The sequence below is a fragment of the Streptomyces sp. NPDC046870 genome, from assembly GCF_040704595.1.
Lineage (GTDB): Bacteria > Actinomycetota > Actinomycetes > Streptomycetales > Streptomycetaceae > Streptomyces > Streptomyces argyrophylli.
Genome location: NZ_JBEYXM010000033.1, coordinates 15,027 through 31,961, shown reverse-complemented (window position 1 = coordinate 31,961; position 16,935 = coordinate 15,027). Strand labels below are relative to the sequence as shown.

Below are 16,935 nucleotides of genomic sequence, written 5' to 3'. Positions count from 1 at the left end.
TCACCACCGCGATCACGAGAGGAGACGGACGTCATGGCCCAACCCCCGTACTACGAGGTCGACGTCCCCATACGGAGCACCGAGACGCCCACCCTGCGCGGGGTGCACGTCTTCACCGGCTGGGCCGACAGCCGAGACGCCGCCGTGAAGGCCGCCCACGAGGTCTACGACGCGGCCCGCGCCGCAGCGGAGGCCGGACGCGAGATCCCCCACGGGCGCCCGGACGGCTGGTCGGCCTGCGGATACCGGCCCGGCTGGGAGCTCGACTGGCCCGCCGCAAAGGCCGGCCCCTGGAGGAGCCCGTACAGCTGGCTCAACTCCAAGCCCTTCGAGATGTAGCTCTGCCCCGGGACAGCCGCACGTGCTTGGCGGCTTCGACGGCTGCCCCGGGCCCACCCAACCCGTACAAGACGAGAGGGAAATCCTCAGTATGGACTCCGTTCTGCGTGCGCAGGGCCGGATCGGCTCGCGCACCCTCCTGATCACCAGCGCCGCCCTGCCGCTGACCGGCTGGGCGATCCACGCCGCCGCGCTGCACAAGCAGCTCGCCGCGACCCGGAAGGACCCGCTGACCGGCCTGCTGCGCCGCGACGCCTACACCGCCCGTGCCCGCCGGCTCCTGGCCCGCCACGGCGACGACACGGCCGTGATCATGGTCGACCAGGACCACTTCAAGGCCGTGAACGACACGATGGGCCACCAGGCCGGCGACGCTGTCCTCGCGGCGACCGCCGCCCGGCTCACCGCGTGGTCGGGCCCGCGCGCGTCCGTCGGCCGCCTCGGAGGCGATGAGTTCGCCGTCGTCCTGCCGCTGCCCGCCGCACGTCTGGAGCAGCGCCTCGCGCAGCTGGTCCGCATGCTGCACACCCCGGTCGTCCTCGAGGACGACCGCACCGTCGACGTCGCCGCCTCGGTTGGCGCCGCGACCCCGCACGCGGTCGGGACCCGCGACCTGTCCCTGCTGCAGCGGGCCGCCGACGCCGCCCTCTACGACGGCAAGTACTCGGGCCGCGCGCACCTTGCGACGAAGGAGCACGCGAAGGTGGCGTCCATCAACGGCCGGCGCGCGGGCCGCCCGGGCACGGCTGTGTGGGGGCGAGCCGCATGAGCCTGGCCACCCTGCCCGAGGGCGACTGGATCCGCGGCATTACGATCCGCCAGCCCTGGGCGACCTGCATCCTCGCCGGGAAGAACCCGGAGAACAGGCCCGTGCACTGGCCATGGCAAGGCTGGGTCCTGATCCACGCCGGGAAGAAGAAGCCGGAGCCGGCCGTGCTGCGCGACCCGCTGGTCGCCACCGCGATCCGCGGCCGCGAACTGCACCTGGGCGCGGTCATCGGCATCGCCCGCCTCACCGGCTGCCACCTGGACCAGGGGCCCGAGAAGTGCACCAGCCCCTGGGCGGAGCGCGACGCGCACCACCTGGTCCTCGCCGACGTCCAGGAGCTCGCCCTGCCCGTGCCCGCCACGGGCGCGCTTGCGGCCTGGAAGCCGACGCCGGACCTGCTGGCGCAGGTTTTCCAGCAGATGCCCAACTTCCGGCCGTGACCGGCCAGGGACGCACGAAGCAGAAGCCGCCGTTCGAGCCGGGTCTGATCCCGGCTCCCGGCGAGCTTCTCGTCTGGCGCGACGCCCAGCACTTCGACCGCTGGCAGGACCTCTCCTGCACGCTGTGCGGCCAGCCCACGCCCATGCGCTCCCACTCCGGCGAGCCCGTGCACAAGGCATGCGCGGAGGGCTGGATCACCGCCAACCCCGTGGAGGCCCGCCGCGGGCGGTTCGCCTCCGACCTCACGCCGAAGCCCAAGGGCCAAGGCGACCACGCCTGACCTCCACCTGGAGGACCTCCATGAGCAGCACCGACCGCGACGTCGACCACGCCCTCGCCTACCCCGAGCCGCCGGCCTCCCCGCTCTGGCACCGCCACGGCAGCGTGAAGGCCCGGCCGCTCACCCCCGAACAGCAAAAGCGCAACCGCGAGCTGCTGGACATCGCCCTGCGCAAGTCGCGCACCAGGGCCGCGTAGGAGGGCCGGTCATGTTCACCGACATGAAAGAGGCCCTCGCAGCCGAGGACCTCGAACTCACCCCGCTCCGCGACGACCAGAACGCGGCCGCCTCCCTGACGGTCGCCCACCACTCTCGCGACAAGGCCGACCTCATCGACCTGCTGGGCGCGCTCGGTCTGCCCTGCGGCGAGGACGACCTCGTACGCCTGCTTCCGCACCTCACTACCCCCGACGACTCCCCAACCGGAGAGACGATGCCCACCGGAACCGTCAACGCCTTCATCGCCACCGCCGTCTCCATGCTGAACAACGGCGACAGCCCCGAGCACGTCCGCGGCACCCTCGGCCTGTCCGAGGACGAACTCACCGAGGCCGTCCGGCACGCCGGACTGCCCGCCACCGACACGGACACCGGGGCCGGCACGGGCATTCCGGAGACGGCCGCGGCAGCGCCCGACAGCACGATGGACGCCGACGGAATCGAGGCTCTGCTCGTGTGGGCGGAGAACCACCCTGCTGCCGGCATCCGCAACCGGGCCGCCCGGGTGCGCAGTGATCTCACCGAGCTGACCGAGCGCCGTGCCGACGACGAAGCGCAGCGTCAGGCAGAAGAGCGCGTCGCGAGGGCCAAGGCCGAACTGGAAGCCGCCCAGGCGCAGCTGCGTGCGGTGAAGGCCGGCGGCCACACCGCCACGGCGGTACAGGCCGCCCCGCGCCCGGCTCCCGCTCCGGATCCGGCGGCTCCCACCGGCAAGCGCAGCAAGGAAGAGCTGGCCGCGATCCGCACGTGGGCCCGCGCCAACGGCCACCAGGTCGCCGACCGGGGCAACCCGGCCAAGGCCGTCGTCGACGCCTACGACGCCGCCCACCGCACCACCAACCTGGCGGAGGCGAGCTGATGGACGCCATCCCGCTCGCACTGGACGGCTACCTGGCCGCCGAACCCGAACCCGGCGACCGCGACGGCACCGCCTACTGGCGGCTGAACTGCTCCACGGGCACCGACCACCTGGTGGAAGAAGCGGTCATTCCCTGCACCACCATGGAGCCGGACATCGCGCACGCCATGCTCACCGAACGGCAGCCCGGCGACCTGCTGCGCATCATCGGCCACCTCACGCTCCCGGACACTGCCGACGGGGTCATCCGGCTGCACGCCGACACCCTCGAAGTGCTCTGGGAAGCGCCGTTGCTGGACGTGCACGGGGACGACGCGGACACCGCGACCGCGATAGACGCGGACGCGGACCGCAACAGTGCGATCGCGGCTCTCGCCGAAGCCCTCACCGGCTTCGGACCGGCCGCACCCGGCCCCGGGCAGAGCATCCGCATCCACATCAGCCCGACAGGAACCCTCGGCTCGGGCCTGGAGCACTGCCACAGCTTCGACGTCACCCCGGCCATGGCCCACCGGCTCGCCGACTACGTCGACGCCATGAACTGCTACCTGGACAGCGAACGCCCCGACGGTGTCGTCCTGGACCCGGAGACCATCGCGGACCTGACCGAACTGTTCGAGGACATCGACCTGATCGACCTCACCAACACCGTCCTCAACGCGACCCGCCCCGAGCACCGACCCGCCGTCACGCAGGCGATGGACGACATGTTCGGCGACATCCCCGCACCCGAGGACACCGACCCGTGACCCTCAGCCACCCCCGAAGGGAGGCGAACCCGATGACCACCCAGCCCCAACGCACCGTCCTTGAGCGGTTCCCCGCCGGAGGCCCCCGAGGCTCATGGCCGGCGGAAGAGTACGCCGCCGTCCAGCGCGCCCGGGGCAGGCCGGACGCCCAGGTCGTGATGGACCTGCCCAGCGACCAGTTCCTCGTGGTCACCCACACCACCAACTAGCACCACCACCCCCGAGCGCCGCGCCCCGCCGTCCAGGGCGGGCGCGGCGCTCTTGTCTGCGACAAGGAGCACACCACATGGCCCGCATCACCATCCGCGTCGAACCCCGCCACGAGGACAACAGCCGCTGCGAGCACGACGTGAAGCCGTCCGGCAAGCCGCGCGACCCCGCCTCCGGCTGCACGGGCCGGACCGCGTACGCCGTCGTGTGCTCGCACCACGGCGACGTCGGCGACACCCACCACGTCAAGGTCCTCGCCGAGCCCGCCGCCCGCGAGCACCGCCAGGAGCACCTCGCCGCCCTGCACACCCGGTGATCCCGGCCCGGCCGGGACCCGCCGTGCCTGCGGGGCGGCCGTCGACGCCAACTCCGGCCCGCCTCACCGCACTACCACTGACCTCAACCCGCTCTGCGAAGGGATCCCTCCGCATGCCCAAACCCGACACCGAACACGTCCTCTTGCTGACGTCGTTCGGCTTCCTCCACCTTCCCAAGGACGCCGACGGTCGCCCCGTCCCACCGTCGGCCGACCGCATCGAGGACGTCCGTGACCGGCTCCGTGACCCGGCCGCCGCCCGCGACATCCTCGACCTCGACGGTCTCAACCCCCGCGTCCAGGACGTCGTTCTGAACACCCCCGGCGCCCGCGAACTGCTCGCCAACCTCGCTGACTACGCGACCCTGCCTGCGGGCCCTCGCCGCATAGCGATCGGTTGTGCAGGCGGCAAGCACAGGGCATCCGGGCTCACCGAGCTCCTTGCCCGCGAAGTCCGCGCCCGCGGCCGCCAGGTCGACGTCGAACACCTCCACATCCACTTGCCGCGCGTCCTCAAGACGACCGACACCAGCACTGGAGCGAGCGCGTGACCACCACGGGCCTGTACGAGATCGAGACCAACGAGGGCGACGACGGCACCACGCACCCCGTCGAACAGCTCTGGACGCCCAGCGAGGACGCGGCAGAGAACGGCTTCGTCGTCCATCGCGGCCTGTACGTCACCGGGATCAACGACCCCACCGACGACCACCTCTACCCGATCGGTTTCGTCGTCCTCGGACACCAGGGGTGGGCCGACACCATCGAGGCCGCCGCCTACATGGCCCGGATCCACGGCTGGCGGAACCTGCATCTGTACCCGGGTGACGACCCCTCCGTAATCACCCCCGCATCCCGCGCGCCGTCCTCACGCACGGCGTCTTCTTACGGCACCCGCACCCGGACCACGGCTGCGGATGCGAGTGGGATGAGACTGGCGGATGGCGTAGGCACCCAGCACTGAGCCCGGCGCGGTCCCGATCACTGCCATGCGACACCCGGCCGCTCTGGTGACCGCCGCCAGCATCCCCAACCCCGACGAAGGCGCGCCCGCGATCTGGGCGGTCTGACAGGCGTCACGGCAAAGGCCCGTACTTCCTGCCAATCCGCAGGGGGTACGGGCCTTTCTGCGTTGGAGGATCAGACCGGCTGTTGCTCCTGCTCCCCCAGCTCAAGCAGCAGGGCCTGGTACTCCTCGGGATGCTGCTCGTGGAGGATCTTCATCCACACTCGTGCGCCCTGGACGAAGTGTTCGCTGGTCATCTTCAAGTGAAGATGCCGGACGATGTAGACCGCATCGTCATACGGCAGTCGCCTCGGCTGCTCGCCTTCGCCCTCGCCCGAGCTCTCGCCCTGTTCGGAACCTGCCCCGGCGGGAGTCTCAGCCGGGCCTTCTCTTCCGGCGGGGGTATTAACGCCGTTAACGGTCGACGGTTCGGCCAAGGTCTGCTCGGCTGCCCCTCCGGGGGTATTAACGCCGTTAACGGTTGAGGGCGCGCTTCTCTCTTCCGAGAGCTTTCGCCGCTGGCGCGGGGGCTTAACGGCGTTAATAGCCTTCTCCGCCTCGCCTGCCTGCTGCTCCTTGGGGAGTCGGCCGATCCGGCGAGCCGGTTCCACCTTGAGCTCGCCGGTTTCCACCTTCTCCTGCAGATCCGGTGTGAGCTCCAGCAGCGCCAGGCGCTGGGAGACCCAGGCCGGAGTCTTCCCCAGCCTCTTGGCCACCTGCCCCTGCGAACCATGGGCCTGTACAAGTTCCTGGATGGCCTTCGCCTGGTCCATAGGAGGGACATCCACCCGGTGGATGTTGGCGATAAGCGCGGCTTCCAGGATGTCCGCTGCGCTGGCAGCGAGGTCGTCGTTGACGTCGATACGCAGCTCGGTGAGTCCTGCGAGCTGCGCAGCGGCCAGGCGCCGGTTGCCGTCGATGACGACGTACTCCGCCTCTTCGCCGATTGCCGACTCCTGCCCAGGGTGGGCGTTCAGGAAGGCCGCGCGCCGTGCCACCGTGACGGGCTGGATCTGCCCCTTGGCTCGCAGAGACTCTGCCGTCTCTTCGATCTCCGTGAGCTCATCCCGGGGGTTGAACGGGTTGCTGGCGAGCAGCTTGAGCTCCACCTTGGCCGGAGGCCGTTTCCCTTCACCGTTCATGATCTGCTGGCGGGTCCGGATGCGGCGTGGCGCCTTCTTCTCGCCGCCTTCCTCCTCATCCATGCTGAACCCGCGGGTGATCCGGCCCTGAGGGGGTGTCATACGGCAAGCTCCTTCGCCAGATCGCGCATCACCTGCGCGTGCTCACTGTCGGGCGCGTACTCCAGCAGCGGGATCTCACCGTCTGCAGCCTCCCGGCCCTCCTTCAGATCACCGATCACGGCCAGGACCGCTGGGGAACTGCTCTTCTCCCACTCGTCCCTGTTCTGCTTCACGAGCTTGCCGCGCCGGCTGTCATAGGCGTTGATGATCAACCCTAGGTAGTCGACCTGGATCCGACCTTTCTTGCACAGGTCGTCCATCTGGTTCTTCAGAAGACGAAACGCCCTGTGTGAGGCCTTGTTGGCCCAGACCGGGGTGATGACGCCAGACCGGTCGGCGAGCTCTCCCTCGCGGCGGCGGACGTAGTACAGCGCGGTGTCCATGTTCAGGCCCAGGCTGGGTGGACCGTCGATGATGATGACGTCGTAGTCAGCTTCGAGCGGCTCCAGAGCCCGCTCGAGAGCGGCCTCGCTGAAGCTGACCTTGGACAGGGCGACGTCGCGCAGGAATGCGTCGTCGGATGCGGGGAGCAGGTGAAGGCGATCGCCGAACCGATCGCCGTCCAAGGCCACCAGCAGGTCGTGGATGTCGCCCCTGGCGGTTCCATCCATGTGCATCATCAACGTCTCGACGTCGTCCTCGTACATGAGGTCCTCGAAGCCGAGCTCTGCCGTGAGGTGCCCCTGCGGGTCGTAGTCGACGAGGAGCACGCGATGGCCGGCCTCCGCGAGCGCCTGGGCGATCCCGGAAGAGAGGAAGGTCTTCCCGACGCCGCCCTTCTGGTTGGCCACTATCACTCGCACCACAGGCTGCGACACCAGCGGTGCAGACGGGGACGGGTGATTGTCGAGCCACAGAGTGAGCGCTTGGGCCAGCCCCTGCACATAGGTGACGCCCCGCTCAGAGCAGGCCGCCTTGAACTTGTCGGGCTCACCGGCAGGGAGGAACGTTCCCCACGTCTTCGCACCGTCGGTCCTCACTTCTGGCAGACCGTCTGCTTCGTACCACGCCTTGATAGCGTGCTCAGTCGCGTCCTGGATGTCCATTCCGTGCTCAAACGCACGGATCTTCAGATGCCTGCGCAACTGGGGAGTGAGGGCTGTAATTAGCTTCTCTCGCTCCCCTCGGGGGCTAGGGATGCTCATGTGGCCGAACATTACTAGGTCAGGTGATGGCGGGCCGGTAACGGCTCCAACTCACATTTGCTGCGACTAGGGAAGGCCCCTGCCTGGGGCCCAGCGCGCGGCGGCATGGAGGATGATCGGGGGCATGCCTAGGAAGCCACCACCCCCAACCTACGTCGACCAGTTGCTGTCCGAACTCACAAGCATCGAGGGCTCCTACGCCTCCATCCTGGAAAGCTCTCAGGTACGGGCGAGGCAGATGGACCTTGGGGGCGTAACGATCATTGGCCATCCGTGGGCCTGGGCGCCCAGCAGTCCGGAGGTAGAGGCACGCAGGATGGAACTCCTACGACAGGTGCGCGACTGGGCACCGCGATTCCAGCTTCTCTTCCCTCACCCCACACCGGCCGTGCAGCGCAGCATGGACGACGGGATCCGGTTGCTGGAAGACTGGCTCGTCCGCGAAGGCCGGGTGAAGAACCGTGCTCCCAAGGACATCACCGGAGCGGTGACACGGCTGCGGGAAGCCACAACGGCACTGCGTGGACTTGTTCAGCTGCTGCCGCAGGACGACTGGCCGGTGCGGGTGGTCGTCGACACCAACGCCTTGATGGACGACCCCGACGTCACGGTGTACCAGGACGCCGTCGACAGCCCGCGCTACATGGTGCACCTCCTGCCCGTCGTACTGCGCGAGATCGACGACCTCAAGCGCAGCCACAACCGCCCCGAGCGCAGGGAAGCCGCGAAGAAGGCCGACCGGAGGCTGAAGGCGATGCGCGACAACGGAGACGTTCGCAAGGGAGCCCGCGTCGCCGGCGACGTCTACGCCGTCTTCGAGCACATCGAGCCCCGCGCCGACGGACTCCCCACCTGGCTGGACCTGGACGTCCCCGACGACCGCTTTATCGCCTCCACGTTGCTCCTGCAGTCCGCCCACCCCGGGTCCAAGCTGTACGCCGCGACCAGCGACATCAACCTGCAGACCAAACTCGCGGCGGTCGGTCTCCCCTACGTAGAAGGCCCCGCCTCTACGTGAGCCGACGGTGTGACCGCCGTCCGAACCGCCGATTGACCACCTAAGCCGGAGGAGCCGCTCCCGCATGGGTGCATCGAGCCCCACGGAACGCGATCGCGCGATCCACCGTCGCGTGGGCCACTACATGGCCGACGTGGCCAAGCTGTTGCTGCGTGATGGCTACCCCGTGGTCTCGATCAGCTCGTGCCCGCCAGAGGAACTGGGCGACTCCGAAGGTGACGGCGGTGGATACGTCGACCTCGGCCTCGAGGTGGTCGCTCAGATGAACGGGGCGCCGAAGGACGTGCTGGACATCCACTTTGACTGGAGCACCAGCAGCGGCTGGTCCCTAGTTATGGAAGTCCGTGGCGGAACGCCGATCGAGCGCTGGATGGGAGCCGGCCTGACGCCAGCCCCCGAGAAGGTCGCTGGCTTTCTCCTCTCCAGCCTCCTGGACGTCCGCAAAGCCGGTAGCGAGGACCAGCCCTACTACCGCAAGCCGGGCCATGACCTGGACGCTCTGGCCGAACGACTCGCCCCGTTCGACAGGGCAGGCTCGTTCAACAACCGCTTCCGGAACGCCCGGAACGCGACCGCAGAGCGTTGGGGGATCGATGCCATGCTCGGAGAGGACACCGTCCTCTCCATCCTGGCCCGTACCGGGGAACTCGCTGCCCTCCAGCATTTGGTCCAGTTCGTCGCCATGAGTGGCGACCTGCGCGAAGTGGCCGTACGACTCCGCGCGGACCTGAAGGTCCGCGTGGTTACTACGACAGACAGGAACCAGGGCACGGCCGTCACGAGGCACAGCACTGGGGCTGAACACGCGAAGCAGCAGCGACATACGGACCGCGGCTGAACGATCCTGGGCGCAGTATTCGCACGGGTTGGAGCGGCACGCCCACGTAAGGGTGAGATGGCCGTCGGCGATCGGGAGCGCTCTACGGTTCGGGGTGGCATGACACGAACGCCTACCGCCGCCGTCGCAGCGCCCACGCCGCTTGTGACCCAGTCCGGCCAAGGCTCCCCCGGCATCCGCTGGCACGGGCCCGTGCAGACTTCCCGCCGCCAGACTCGTTCGGCTGACCCGGGAGGAGCGTGGGTTCCCTGGAGAAGCGCATGACGAAGAACGGCTCCAACGTCCGCAAGGCCCGCATCCGTGCACAAGCCAGCAAAGCGGGAATCAGCCACCGCCAGGCAGCCCGCGAGGTGGACGCAAAGCGCGCACAAGAAGAAGCCGCTCATGCGGCGCAGAAGGCAGGACTCCGCGCCTTCATCCACAATCCCGAAGATCTCGCCGAGGAGCGGACGCGGTACCTGAGTCATATGCTCGCCGCTGAGCTGCCCGACATGGTCGTGGTCTGCCTGTTCGTACTGGCGGACAGGCTCGGCACCGGCAAGTACACCGATACGCAGGGCATCAGCTTCACCGTTCCCGAATTGGCGAACCTCACCGGCATGTCGCTTTCGGCAGTGGAGGACAGCCTGAACCTGGCCCGAGCCCACGGCTGGATGACCGGGGACTCCTCCGACGACGCTCGTCTCTGCGTACCGGGCGAGGACATCGACATGTACGAGAGGTTCCTGAAGCGAATCAGTCAGCCTGTCCGTGACAGCGAGCTGCATAACCGAGTGCTTGAACAGATCGAGCAAGAGCGCAGCCGACAGGCGCGGGAAGCTGAAGTGACGCGATCCGTGATCGCGCAGTTCTTGGCTACAAGGACACCGCATGCCGCCAGCTGATACCCGACTGTGCGGGAGACCCGACTGAGGAATCTCCCGCACAGCATTCGCACGGCGTCGTCAGGCGTCGTCCCCGGGCAGCAGCGGCATCGCCTCCTTCCATCGGACGGGCTGAAGCTGGCGGCAGCCGGCGGGGCACCAGCGGTCCTTGATGACCTCTCGCTGCGGGAGGGAGAACTGGGCGCTGAGGACCAGGTACACCAACTCCGTGGTGACCGTGTGGCAGAGGGCGCAGGGGATTCCGTCTCTGGTGATTTCCATGCGCGGGAGAGTGCACACACCGGTGGCTTACCGTCTCGGGCTGGCCTGGCGGTCCGCCTGGCGGGCGCTCCGGTAAAGATCTGGCGATGCCCTCCCGCCCGGCGGGAAGGACCCCGGATCGCGCTTTTGCGCAGGTCAGCGCTGGGGTTCCATGGGCCGATGATCAGCATGTCGCCAGTCCGCCCGGGGAACGGGTGGCGCTACCTCTTCCGTGGTGTGATGGTCGGCGACGGCCACCGCCGGGCGGGCACGCCGCTGCGCGCCGCCCAGGACGAAGCCGGTGTCCCGCCCGGCGTGTGGAAGGGCCGGGGCCTGGCCGCGCTCGGCCTGGCGGCTGGGGACGTGGTGACCGAGCGGCAGGCCGAGCTGCTCCTGGGGGAGGGCCGGCACCCGGACGCCGACCGGATCGAGCGCGAGCTCCTGGCGCAGGGCAAGACCCCGGCGCAGGCGAGGCGGGCGACCGTGCTGGGCAGGCCCATCGAGCACAACCGCTCACCGAAGACCGACAAGGCCAAGGAGCGCACCCCCTGGCTGGCCTTCGGCCTGACGTTCCGGCCCCCGCCGACGGCACATGTCGCATGGGCCCTGATGGACGACCGGCACCGCCGGGTGCTGGAGCTGTGCGACGTTATCGCCCGCGACAAGACCCTGGCGTGGACGGAGGAGTCGGTCGCGGAGATCCGCTGGAAGGCTGGCGGCAAGGAGCGCGCCCGGGTGAAGGACGGGCTGGTCGTCGCGGTCTTTAGGCATTACGAGTCCAGAGCCACGGAATCGAGGCCGCTGCTTCACACTCACGCGGTCGTGTCGATCCGCGCCCGGCGGCCGCACGACGGGAAGTGGGGCAACCTGTCGGCGGACTCGCTGATGGCCCACATAGTCGCCGCCGACACCCTCTACACCCTGTACTTCATGGAGGAGGTGTCCGCCCGGCTCGGGTGGGCGTGGGAGCCGCGCGAGGTGACGCCCGGCCGCCGGCCGGTCATGGAGATCGTGGGTATCGACCAGCGGCTGATCGGCTGGCAGTCGACCCGCCGCCAGCAGATCGAGGACGCGCTGCCCGTCCTGACGGCCAAGTACGAGGAGAAGCACGGGCATGCGCCGGGGGAGCGGGCCTCCTACGCACTTGCATGCCAGGCCGCCGACCAGACCCGCCCGCCCAAGCGCACCGAGCTGCTGTCGCTGACCGAGCTGCGGACGCGATGGCGCACCTCAGCGATCCGGGCCTACGGCGCCGAGGTCGTCGACCGGCTGGCGGAGCGGGCGCGAGCGGCGGCCGCGGCGGTGTGGGCGCGGGTACGGCCGGTGGTCGACATTGCCCTGGCCGCCGTGGACACCGTCGCCGTGGTGTACGTGATGCGCGGCGCCTTCGCACGCCACCACCTGCTCGCTGAAGCTCGCCGCCACCTCGCCTACGCCCTGCGCGGCCGGCCTCACCAGCCCGGCCTGGACGAACGGATCGTGCAGGCGGCCGTCGACGACTACACCCGCCCCGTCGGACGCGGCCGAAGGATGACCGCCGACCTGCGCGCCCTGTACCCGAGCGACACCGAGGACCAGGCCGTGCTGCGCCCGCTGACCCGCAGCCGCACGGCGGCCCCGTACGAGCGGGCCCGCATCGCCGCCGGCGCCCTGGCCGCCCGGGTCCGCGCCGCGCGGCGAGCGGAGCGCCTGGGCTCCCGCCCCCGCCCGTACGCCGTCGCGGTGCCCGCCGCCTCGACGTCGCACCCGCGGCCGTTCCGCGACGGTCGGAAGGATGGCCGCCTCCTGGAGCCGGAGACCGGAGTCGACGTCGACGCGGTGGAGCAGACCCGCCAGACCCTTGAAGCCGCCGCCGCGCAGGTGGCCGCCACGCTCCAGGACAGCCGCCGGGCACGCGAAGCCGCCCACGGCCTGCGTCCGCAGCCTGCCCCGGCGGCGGTCCCGCCGCCGCACGCCCAGCAGCCCGGCGCCCAGCACACACCGGGCCGAACCATAGGAGGAGTCACGTGAGCACCCCGGAAGAACGCCCCAATCCCGACGAAGCCCTCGCCCGCGCCCGTGCCACCCGCGAGCAGATGGCCGCCGCGCTCCACGAGGACCAGGAGCCCGAAGTCGACGAGCCCGTGGGGTGGCAGCCGATCTGGAAACGGCCGCGGCAACCGAAGTCGAAGGCGGCGAAGAAGGCGGAGCTGCGCAAGCAGCGGCGGCGGCTCCAGGACGCCGGACGTCGCCGCCTTGCCGCCGGGCAGTCGCGCCGGCCCCGGTCCCAGCAGAACCGGATCGGCAACGCGGCCGCGCGCCGCGACGCGCGTGCTCTGTCCCGGGTGCGGCACTCCACCGCGTGGCTGTGGTGACGATGCGACGCACCCGACCTGCTGCGGACGACGCACCGGGAACCTCCGCGCCCCCGACTGCACTCTGTCCGCCACGCCGGGCAGATCCCTCAGTGGGTCCCCTCGGGCCCGTCACTGCCAGCAGCAGCATTGTCAGTGGCGGCTGGAAGGCTGGGCGGTATGAACAGCGACGGCGAGCAGCTGCTGCGCGGCCGGGTCTACGGCGCCGACCCCGACCACCCGGGACCGCTGGCGGGCCGGAGCTACGTCGAACTGGTCGGCGGTCCGCTGGACGGGCTGCTGCTGGACATCACCGGCTGGACGCAGGATGAGATCGGTACCAGTGTTTCCCTGCTGACGGACCTCGGGCAGTTCGGGCTGGACGGCTGGGCGCTGTACGACCCCCGCCCGGGCGACCGCAGCCGTTTCGACTGGTCCGGTGACAGCCCCTGACCCGGTGGGCAGCCCGTCCAGGCCTGCCGAAGGGAGCGATGCCGCCGGAGGAGAGGCCGGGGTGCGGGTGGGAAGGCCGCGGCGTGGAGCGCGCGAGCGGTGCGGCCTGCATCGGTTCCAGTCCCTTCTTCTCTCGTAACGAGTCGCCGGTGCATCCCGCGGCGGGTCCGTCCCGTCCGGATTGGTGGGCCGGGTTGTTACTCACTTTCGGGTGAGGGCGCTCGTCACAGTGGGGTGGCGCAGCCCGGCGATGCGTCGCTTGAAGGCCGGTAGTTCCAAGGGCCCGGCATCCGGTGCCTCACCGGTCTGCCCGATTCAGCCGATCAATGCTCATTACAGGTGAGCGTCACAGAAATCTACTCAATCTGTAACAGGCTTCGTCAATCCCTCGCGGTTCGAGGTGCGGGCCGGAAGGTGTGGGTGCGCGGCCGACCGGCTGCGCACCAGCACAACGCACCGGGCTGAACCGTGGCTTCGATGCCGCGAGTTGGGCTGGGTGTGCGCACCTGAAGGGGGACCTTCGTGTCCGTTTCTTCTTCCGTCCGTCGTCTGACCGCGGTCGCCGGTGTGGCCGCTGCGGTGGTGGGGGCGGTGGCGCTGCCGGCGTCGGCCGCCGACCACCACGGCCGCCCGTACCGCCCGGCGGTGTACATCAGCGACGTGCAGTACGACTCCCCAGGCCGCGACGACCGTTCCAACCGCTCGCTGAACGCGGAGTGGGTGGAGATCACCAACGACTCGCGGCGGGCGGTGAACCTGGACGGCTGGACCCTCGAGGACGAGGACGGCCACACCTACACCTTCGACCACTACCGGCTGAGCGGCCGCGCCACCGTCCGCGTCCACACCGGCATCGGCCGCGACAGCCGCTCGGACGTGTACCAGGACCGGCGGGCGTACGTGTGGGACAACCACTCCGACACCGCGACCCTGCGCAACGACCGCGACCGGTTCGTCGACGAGGTCTCCTGGGGCTACGACCGAGACCACCGCGGCGACGACCGGCACCACGGTGGCGACCACCGGGGTGACGGCTGGCGTCATGGCGGCGGCCATCGGGGTGACGGCTGGCGTCACGGCGGTGACCACCGTGACGGACACCGCGGCTGACCTCGCACGGCGGTAGATGACGCGCCGGGTGGGTCGCCTCGTGCGGGGGCGGCCCACCTTCCGTGCTGCGGGCGACGGCGAGCTGAGCGGCAGGCAGCCGCCACACCGTGCGGATACGCAACAGGTGTACCGGTGGGGGTGCCGTGACCGGACTCGGGGGCCGGCCGCGACACCACCGAGGGCATTCGCCACGCACACAGCGGAGTTCCCCCTTGCCGGCCCCCGCACACGGAGCTGAACAGGTGGCGTGATCATGTGCAGCTGCTTCCGTCAGCCGAATAGGTCCAGACGGTCGACCCGGTCTCGTCTGCGCAGGCTACGCGGGATGCGGATCGTACGAGCGTCGAGCTGCCGGGTGACGGTGCCGGACTCCGGGACCCCTGCGCACTCGAAGATGGCAGGGGAAGGCTCGGGCATCCACATCCCGAAGCGGCCCGGAGAGTCCGCGGGAAACTGGGCGCCTCATGACGTCAAGGCATACCGCGGCCTCGCTGGTCATCCACCGCGACAATGCCCTGTCAGGCGCCGACTGCCGCGGCGTGCTCGTCGACGAGGTCGCGCACCCAGCCGAGAAACGCCCGGACCTGCGGACCGGGCAGGGACAGCGCGGCGGCGCGAGGACGTTCGAAGCTGCGGACCGCGGCCTCGATCAGCGGACGGAAGTCCTCCTGTGCGGCGGCGACTTGCCTGGCCGCGTCGCGTTTGGCGAACCAGCGTCCGGTGCGGCAGTAGACCACGGAGCGGCAGCCGTTGAGGACCCGGTTGTCGGCGAGATGCCCCTCACCGTCGCCGTGCTCGCGCACCGAGGCCCGGATCGCGGTGTACAGGTCCGTCGGCCGGGGCGCCGCGATCACCTGCGATGCGGGCGGCCCGTACAGCGCAATCCCGTCCTGGTGGGCCACGGAGCGGTCGATGACGTACCAGAACGACGGTCCCCCGGCCGTGTCGAAGGCGGTCCGGCCCGGCAGCTGAGCGCCGGTGTTGAGATCCAGCAGGTAGCCGGCCTCCCCGGACGGGACACGGGCGAAGCCCGCCGCGTAGACGACCAGTTCCAGCCCCGCCGCCGGGCACGGCAACTGCCGGTGATCGAGAGCATCGGCCAGTGCCCGCAGGGTCGCGGCCTGAGGCGGGCCCTCTACGACGACCGTGACGTCGATGTCACTGCGGCCATGCCGGTAGTCGCCGAGCGCGAGGGATCCGACCGCGACCACGCCGGTCAGCCGGGAGCCGCACACCGCGCGCGTGCGGCGTACGAGCTCCGTCAGGTAGGGCCGCACCTCGGCAGGAACGGCTTGAGACAGCTCGGTCTTGGCGCCCATCCCGCCAGTATGGAGTACACGAGAGGGCCGGGGGTCGGTCAGTTGGCGAGGGCTTGGCGGAGGGTCTCGCGGCAGTCGATGACGGCGTCGACGCCGACGAGGCTGATGATGCGCATCACGGATGTGCCGATGGCGGCCAGGCGCAGCCAGCCGCCGGCCTCGCTGAGGGCTTGGTGGGCGGCGATGAAGATGTTGATGCCGCTGGAGTCCATGAAGGTGACCTGGCGCGCCCACAAGTACGCCCCCGGCCCCGTGCTGCTCGACCTGCGCATCACCGGTGACACGGTCGAAGTCGTCGTGTGGGACTCCGACCCCGTGCTGCCGATCGCCCGGGCCGCGGACGCCGGCCGGGTCGGCCAGCACGGCCTGGAAATCGTCATGGCCGTCGCCCAGAGCTTCGAGGCGCAACGCGAACCGGTCGGCAAACGCATCACCGCCCGCATCGCCCTGGCCGACGACCCGGGCGGCGCCGTCTCCGGGCGCCGCCCGCTGTAAGGCGGCGGCGGCCGGAGTCCGCTCCTCAGGCGGGATGCGGGCCGGCAGCATGCCGGACCAAGGCTGCAGTCCCCAGGACCGCACATACAGACGCCCTGATTTGAGCTGAACCCATCGGCGTGAGGGGCTTCCTGCGGCGAGCGTGTCGGCTCGCACGAGATGTGTCCTGCCGCACCGGGAATGCCCGGCGGGCCGGTGTGGTTGGACAGGGCGTGATGGTGAAGGGAACAGTGTCCCCGGGCCTCATCTATCGCATGCGAGGACGATCGTTCGGCTGAAGCCTCGCATTGCCTTTCGCCGCGTAGGCGACCGCCCTTCACGATCACACTCTTCACGGGTTCAGCCCCGGCCGGCGGCCACGCCGGCCGGGGCTGTTTCCTGCCCGAGGCCAGGTCGCGTGACCGGGGTGGGGTGCGGAGCGTTGCCCCAGTCGTGGACGGCTACGAGGACCTGGACCTGGACGAGATCGACTTCGCGCCGGTGGAGACAGCGGGCGAGCGGCTGCCGCTGCTCACGCTTCAGGAGGCGCACGACCTGCTGAACTGGCTGCGGCTTGTCAACGCCGAGGGCACGGCCCATGCGCCGGAGGCCGGGCGATGGGCCAAGGAGATCGCTGCCCGGGTCCCCTCACAGGAGTGAGTCGCCACCGCCCGGTGGCCGCGGCCGGT

25 protein-coding genes are annotated in these 16,935 nt (G+C 70.0%); 20 read left to right on the top strand and 5 right to left on the bottom strand.

Going from position 1 to position 16,935, the window contains the following annotated elements; translation table 11 throughout:
* Positions 1–33: 33 nt before the first annotated feature.
* The 11 genes from AB0946_RS37910 (at position 34) to AB0946_RS37860 (ending at position 5,146) form a co-directional block, all read left to right on the top strand.
* Positions 34–339, top strand: a complete 306-nt coding sequence (locus AB0946_RS37910) for a hypothetical protein (RefSeq protein WP_366765278.1) — start codon at positions 34–36, stop codon at positions 337–339.
* Positions 340–430: 91 nt separating this feature from the next.
* Positions 431–1,108, top strand: coding sequence for a GGDEF domain-containing protein (locus tag AB0946_RS37905; protein WP_366765277.1), 678 nt, complete (start codon positions 431–433; stop codon positions 1,106–1,108).
* Positions 1,105–1,548, top strand: coding sequence for a hypothetical protein (locus tag AB0946_RS37900; protein ID WP_366765276.1), 444 nt, complete (start codon positions 1,105–1,107; stop codon positions 1,546–1,548). The genes AB0946_RS37905 and AB0946_RS37900 overlap by 4 nt, the downstream gene beginning before the upstream one ends.
* Positions 1,545–1,829 (top strand): hypothetical protein, encoded by a 285-nt coding sequence (locus AB0946_RS37895; protein ID WP_366765275.1) that lies wholly within the window; start codon positions 1,545–1,547, stop codon positions 1,827–1,829. The genes AB0946_RS37900 and AB0946_RS37895 overlap by 4 nt, the downstream gene beginning before the upstream one ends.
* Positions 1,830–1,849: 20 nt before the next feature.
* The gene (locus tag AB0946_RS37890) at positions 1,850–2,026 is read left to right on the top strand and encodes a hypothetical protein (protein WP_366765274.1); all 177 of its coding nucleotides are present in this window, start codon (positions 1,850–1,852) and stop codon (positions 2,024–2,026) included.
* A gap of 11 nt (positions 2,027–2,037) precedes the next feature.
* Positions 2,038–2,907 carry a hypothetical protein gene (locus AB0946_RS37885; RefSeq protein WP_366765272.1) on the top strand — a complete coding sequence of 290 codons (870 nt, stop codon included), beginning with the start codon at positions 2,038–2,040 and terminating at the stop codon, positions 2,905–2,907.
* Complete coding sequence (locus AB0946_RS37880; RefSeq protein ID WP_366765271.1) at positions 2,907–3,656, top strand: hypothetical protein; 750 nt, start codon at positions 2,907–2,909, stop codon at positions 3,654–3,656. Before AB0946_RS37885 ends, AB0946_RS37880 begins: the two co-directional genes overlap by 1 nt.
* 32 nt (positions 3,657–3,688) lie before the next feature.
* On the top strand, positions 3,689–3,865 hold the full coding sequence (locus tag AB0946_RS37875) for a hypothetical protein (protein ID WP_366765270.1): 177 nt from the start codon (positions 3,689–3,691) through the stop codon (positions 3,863–3,865).
* 77 nt (positions 3,866–3,942) lie between these two features.
* On the top strand, positions 3,943–4,182 hold the full coding sequence (locus tag AB0946_RS37870; protein ID WP_366765269.1) for a hypothetical protein: 240 nt from the start codon (positions 3,943–3,945) through the stop codon (positions 4,180–4,182).
* Between the two features lie 113 nt (positions 4,183–4,295).
* Positions 4,296–4,733 (top strand): RNase adapter RapZ, encoded by a 438-nt coding sequence (locus AB0946_RS37865; protein WP_366765268.1) that lies wholly within the window; start codon positions 4,296–4,298, stop codon positions 4,731–4,733.
* Positions 4,730–5,146: a hypothetical protein gene (locus AB0946_RS37860; protein WP_366765267.1), complete on the top strand. Its 417-nt coding sequence runs from the start codon at positions 4,730–4,732 to the stop codon at positions 5,144–5,146. The genes AB0946_RS37865 and AB0946_RS37860 overlap by 4 nt, the downstream gene beginning before the upstream one ends.
* Before the next feature lie 176 nt (positions 5,147–5,322).
* Here the strand turns inward: AB0946_RS37860 and AB0946_RS37855 are convergent, their stop codons facing one another.
* Both AB0946_RS37855 and AB0946_RS37850 read right to left on the bottom strand, forming a co-directional pair.
* A complete protein-coding gene (locus AB0946_RS37855) occupies positions 5,323–6,432 on the bottom strand; it encodes a ParB/RepB/Spo0J family partition protein (RefSeq protein ID WP_366765266.1) in 1,110 nt (369 codons plus the stop codon).
* Positions 6,429–7,577 (bottom strand): ParA family protein, encoded by a 1,149-nt coding sequence (locus AB0946_RS37850; protein ID WP_366765265.1) that lies wholly within the window; start codon positions 7,575–7,577, stop codon positions 6,429–6,431. The genes AB0946_RS37855 and AB0946_RS37850 overlap by 4 nt, the downstream gene beginning before the upstream one ends.
* Before the next feature lie 400 nt (positions 7,578–7,977).
* Between AB0946_RS37850 and AB0946_RS37845 the strand changes: the two genes are divergently transcribed.
* The 3 genes from AB0946_RS37845 to AB0946_RS37835 all read left to right on the top strand — a co-directional run bounded on the left by AB0946_RS37845 (position 7,978) and on the right by AB0946_RS37835 (position 10,317).
* Complete coding sequence (locus AB0946_RS37845) at positions 7,978–8,595, top strand: PIN domain-containing protein (RefSeq protein WP_366765264.1); 618 nt, start codon at positions 7,978–7,980, stop codon at positions 8,593–8,595.
* A gap of 64 nt (positions 8,596–8,659) precedes the next feature.
* Positions 8,660–9,433, top strand: coding sequence for a hypothetical protein (locus AB0946_RS37840; RefSeq protein ID WP_366765263.1), 774 nt, complete (start codon positions 8,660–8,662; stop codon positions 9,431–9,433).
* Positions 9,434–9,693: 260 nt separating this feature from the next.
* A complete protein-coding gene (locus AB0946_RS37835) occupies positions 9,694–10,317 on the top strand; it encodes a hypothetical protein (protein ID WP_366765262.1) in 624 nt (207 codons plus the stop codon).
* Between the two features lie 60 nt (positions 10,318–10,377).
* Here AB0946_RS37835 and AB0946_RS37830 read toward each other — a convergent pair whose 3' ends face one another.
* Entirely contained in the window at positions 10,378–10,578 is a 201-nt protein-coding gene (locus AB0946_RS37830; RefSeq protein ID WP_366765261.1) for a hypothetical protein, read from the bottom strand.
* Between the two features lie 159 nt (positions 10,579–10,737).
* Here AB0946_RS37830 and mobF point away from each other — a divergent pair, with 159 nt between their 5' ends.
* The 4 genes from mobF (at position 10,738) to AB0946_RS37810 (ending at position 14,453) form a co-directional block, all read left to right on the top strand.
* Entirely contained in the window at positions 10,738–12,567 is a 1,830-nt protein-coding gene (gene mobF, locus AB0946_RS37825; protein ID WP_366765259.1) for a MobF family relaxase, read from the top strand.
* The gene (locus AB0946_RS37820) at positions 12,564–12,911 is read left to right on the top strand and encodes a hypothetical protein (protein WP_366765258.1); all 348 of its coding nucleotides are present in this window, start codon (positions 12,564–12,566) and stop codon (positions 12,909–12,911) included. Before mobF ends, AB0946_RS37820 begins: the two co-directional genes overlap by 4 nt.
* A 159-nt stretch (positions 12,912–13,070) precedes the next feature.
* Entirely contained in the window at positions 13,071–13,343 is a 273-nt protein-coding gene (locus AB0946_RS37815) for a hypothetical protein (RefSeq protein WP_366765257.1), read from the top strand.
* Positions 13,344–13,910: 567 nt separating this feature from the next.
* Positions 13,911–14,453: a lamin tail domain-containing protein gene (locus AB0946_RS37810; protein WP_366765323.1), complete on the top strand. Its 543-nt coding sequence runs from the start codon at positions 13,911–13,913 to the stop codon at positions 14,451–14,453.
* Between the two features lie 518 nt (positions 14,454–14,971).
* On the opposite strand, the gene AB0946_RS37805 is transcribed toward AB0946_RS37810, so the two are convergent.
* Both AB0946_RS37805 and AB0946_RS37800 read right to left on the bottom strand, forming a co-directional pair.
* On the bottom strand, positions 14,972–15,772 hold the full coding sequence (locus tag AB0946_RS37805) for an aminoglycoside adenylyltransferase domain-containing protein (RefSeq protein ID WP_366765256.1): 801 nt from the start codon (positions 15,770–15,772) through the stop codon (positions 14,972–14,974).
* 38 nt (positions 15,773–15,810) lie between these two features.
* On the bottom strand, positions 15,811–15,984 hold the full coding sequence (locus AB0946_RS37800) for an STAS domain-containing protein (protein WP_366765255.1): 174 nt from the start codon (positions 15,982–15,984) through the stop codon (positions 15,811–15,813).
* Here AB0946_RS37800 and AB0946_RS37795 point away from each other — a divergent pair.
* Together AB0946_RS37795 and AB0946_RS37790 are read left to right on the top strand one after the other, a co-directional pair.
* On the top strand, positions 15,902–16,267 hold the full coding sequence (locus tag AB0946_RS37795) for an ATP-binding protein (RefSeq protein WP_366765254.1): 366 nt from the start codon (positions 15,902–15,904) through the stop codon (positions 16,265–16,267). The genes AB0946_RS37800 and AB0946_RS37795 overlap by 83 nt on opposite strands.
* 432 nt (positions 16,268–16,699) lie before the next feature.
* Positions 16,700–16,906: a DUF6417 family protein gene (locus AB0946_RS37790; protein WP_366765253.1), complete on the top strand. Its 207-nt coding sequence runs from the start codon at positions 16,700–16,702 to the stop codon at positions 16,904–16,906.
* Positions 16,907–16,935: the final 29 nt, after the last annotated feature.

What these genes read in the sequence shown, in the direction of transcription:
- AB0946_RS37800 (WP_366765255.1), bottom strand. Translation starts at nt 15,984, where the DNA reads ATGGACTCCAGCGGCATCAACATCTTCATCGCCGCCCACCAAGCCCTC.
- AB0946_RS37795 (WP_366765254.1), top strand. Translation starts at nt 15,902, where the DNA reads ATGGCGGCCAGGCGCAGCCAGCCGCCGGCCTCGCTGAGGGCTTGGTGG.
- mobF (WP_366765259.1), top strand. Translation starts at nt 10,738, where the DNA reads ATGATCAGCATGTCGCCAGTCCGCCCGGGGAACGGGTGGCGCTACCTC.
- AB0946_RS37875 (WP_366765270.1), top strand. Translation starts at nt 3,689, where the DNA reads ATGACCACCCAGCCCCAACGCACCGTCCTTGAGCGGTTCCCCGCCGGA.
- AB0946_RS37880 (WP_366765271.1), top strand. Translation starts at nt 2,907, where the DNA reads ATGGACGCCATCCCGCTCGCACTGGACGGCTACCTGGCCGCCGAACCC.
- AB0946_RS37850 (WP_366765265.1), bottom strand. Translation starts at nt 7,577, where the DNA reads ATGAGCATCCCTAGCCCCCGAGGGGAGCGAGAGAAGCTAATTACAGCC.
- AB0946_RS37890 (WP_366765274.1), top strand. Translation starts at nt 1,850, where the DNA reads ATGAGCAGCACCGACCGCGACGTCGACCACGCCCTCGCCTACCCCGAG.
- AB0946_RS37840 (WP_366765263.1), top strand. Translation starts at nt 8,660, where the DNA reads ATGGGTGCATCGAGCCCCACGGAACGCGATCGCGCGATCCACCGTCGC.
- AB0946_RS37910 (WP_366765278.1), top strand. Translation starts at nt 34, where the DNA reads ATGGCCCAACCCCCGTACTACGAGGTCGACGTCCCCATACGGAGCACC.
- AB0946_RS37855 (WP_366765266.1), bottom strand. Translation starts at nt 6,432, where the DNA reads ATGACACCCCCTCAGGGCCGGATCACCCGCGGGTTCAGCATGGATGAG.
- AB0946_RS37865 (WP_366765268.1), top strand. Translation starts at nt 4,296, where the DNA reads ATGCCCAAACCCGACACCGAACACGTCCTCTTGCTGACGTCGTTCGGC.
- AB0946_RS37845 (WP_366765264.1), top strand. Translation starts at nt 7,978, where the DNA reads ATGGACGACGGGATCCGGTTGCTGGAAGACTGGCTCGTCCGCGAAGGC.
- AB0946_RS37905 (WP_366765277.1), top strand. Translation starts at nt 431, where the DNA reads ATGGACTCCGTTCTGCGTGCGCAGGGCCGGATCGGCTCGCGCACCCTC.
- AB0946_RS37815 (WP_366765257.1), top strand. Translation starts at nt 13,071, where the DNA reads ATGAACAGCGACGGCGAGCAGCTGCTGCGCGGCCGGGTCTACGGCGCC.
- AB0946_RS37835 (WP_366765262.1), top strand. Translation starts at nt 9,694, where the DNA reads ATGACGAAGAACGGCTCCAACGTCCGCAAGGCCCGCATCCGTGCACAA.
- AB0946_RS37900 (WP_366765276.1), top strand. Translation starts at nt 1,105, where the DNA reads ATGAGCCTGGCCACCCTGCCCGAGGGCGACTGGATCCGCGGCATTACG.
- AB0946_RS37805 (WP_366765256.1), bottom strand. Translation starts at nt 15,772, where the DNA reads ATGGGCGCCAAGACCGAGCTGTCTCAAGCCGTTCCTGCCGAGGTGCGG.
- AB0946_RS37870 (WP_366765269.1), top strand. Translation starts at nt 3,943, where the DNA reads ATGGCCCGCATCACCATCCGCGTCGAACCCCGCCACGAGGACAACAGC.
- AB0946_RS37885 (WP_366765272.1), top strand. Translation starts at nt 2,038, where the DNA reads ATGTTCACCGACATGAAAGAGGCCCTCGCAGCCGAGGACCTCGAACTC.
- AB0946_RS37830 (WP_366765261.1), bottom strand. Translation starts at nt 10,578, where the DNA reads ATGGAAATCACCAGAGACGGAATCCCCTGCGCCCTCTGCCACACGGTC.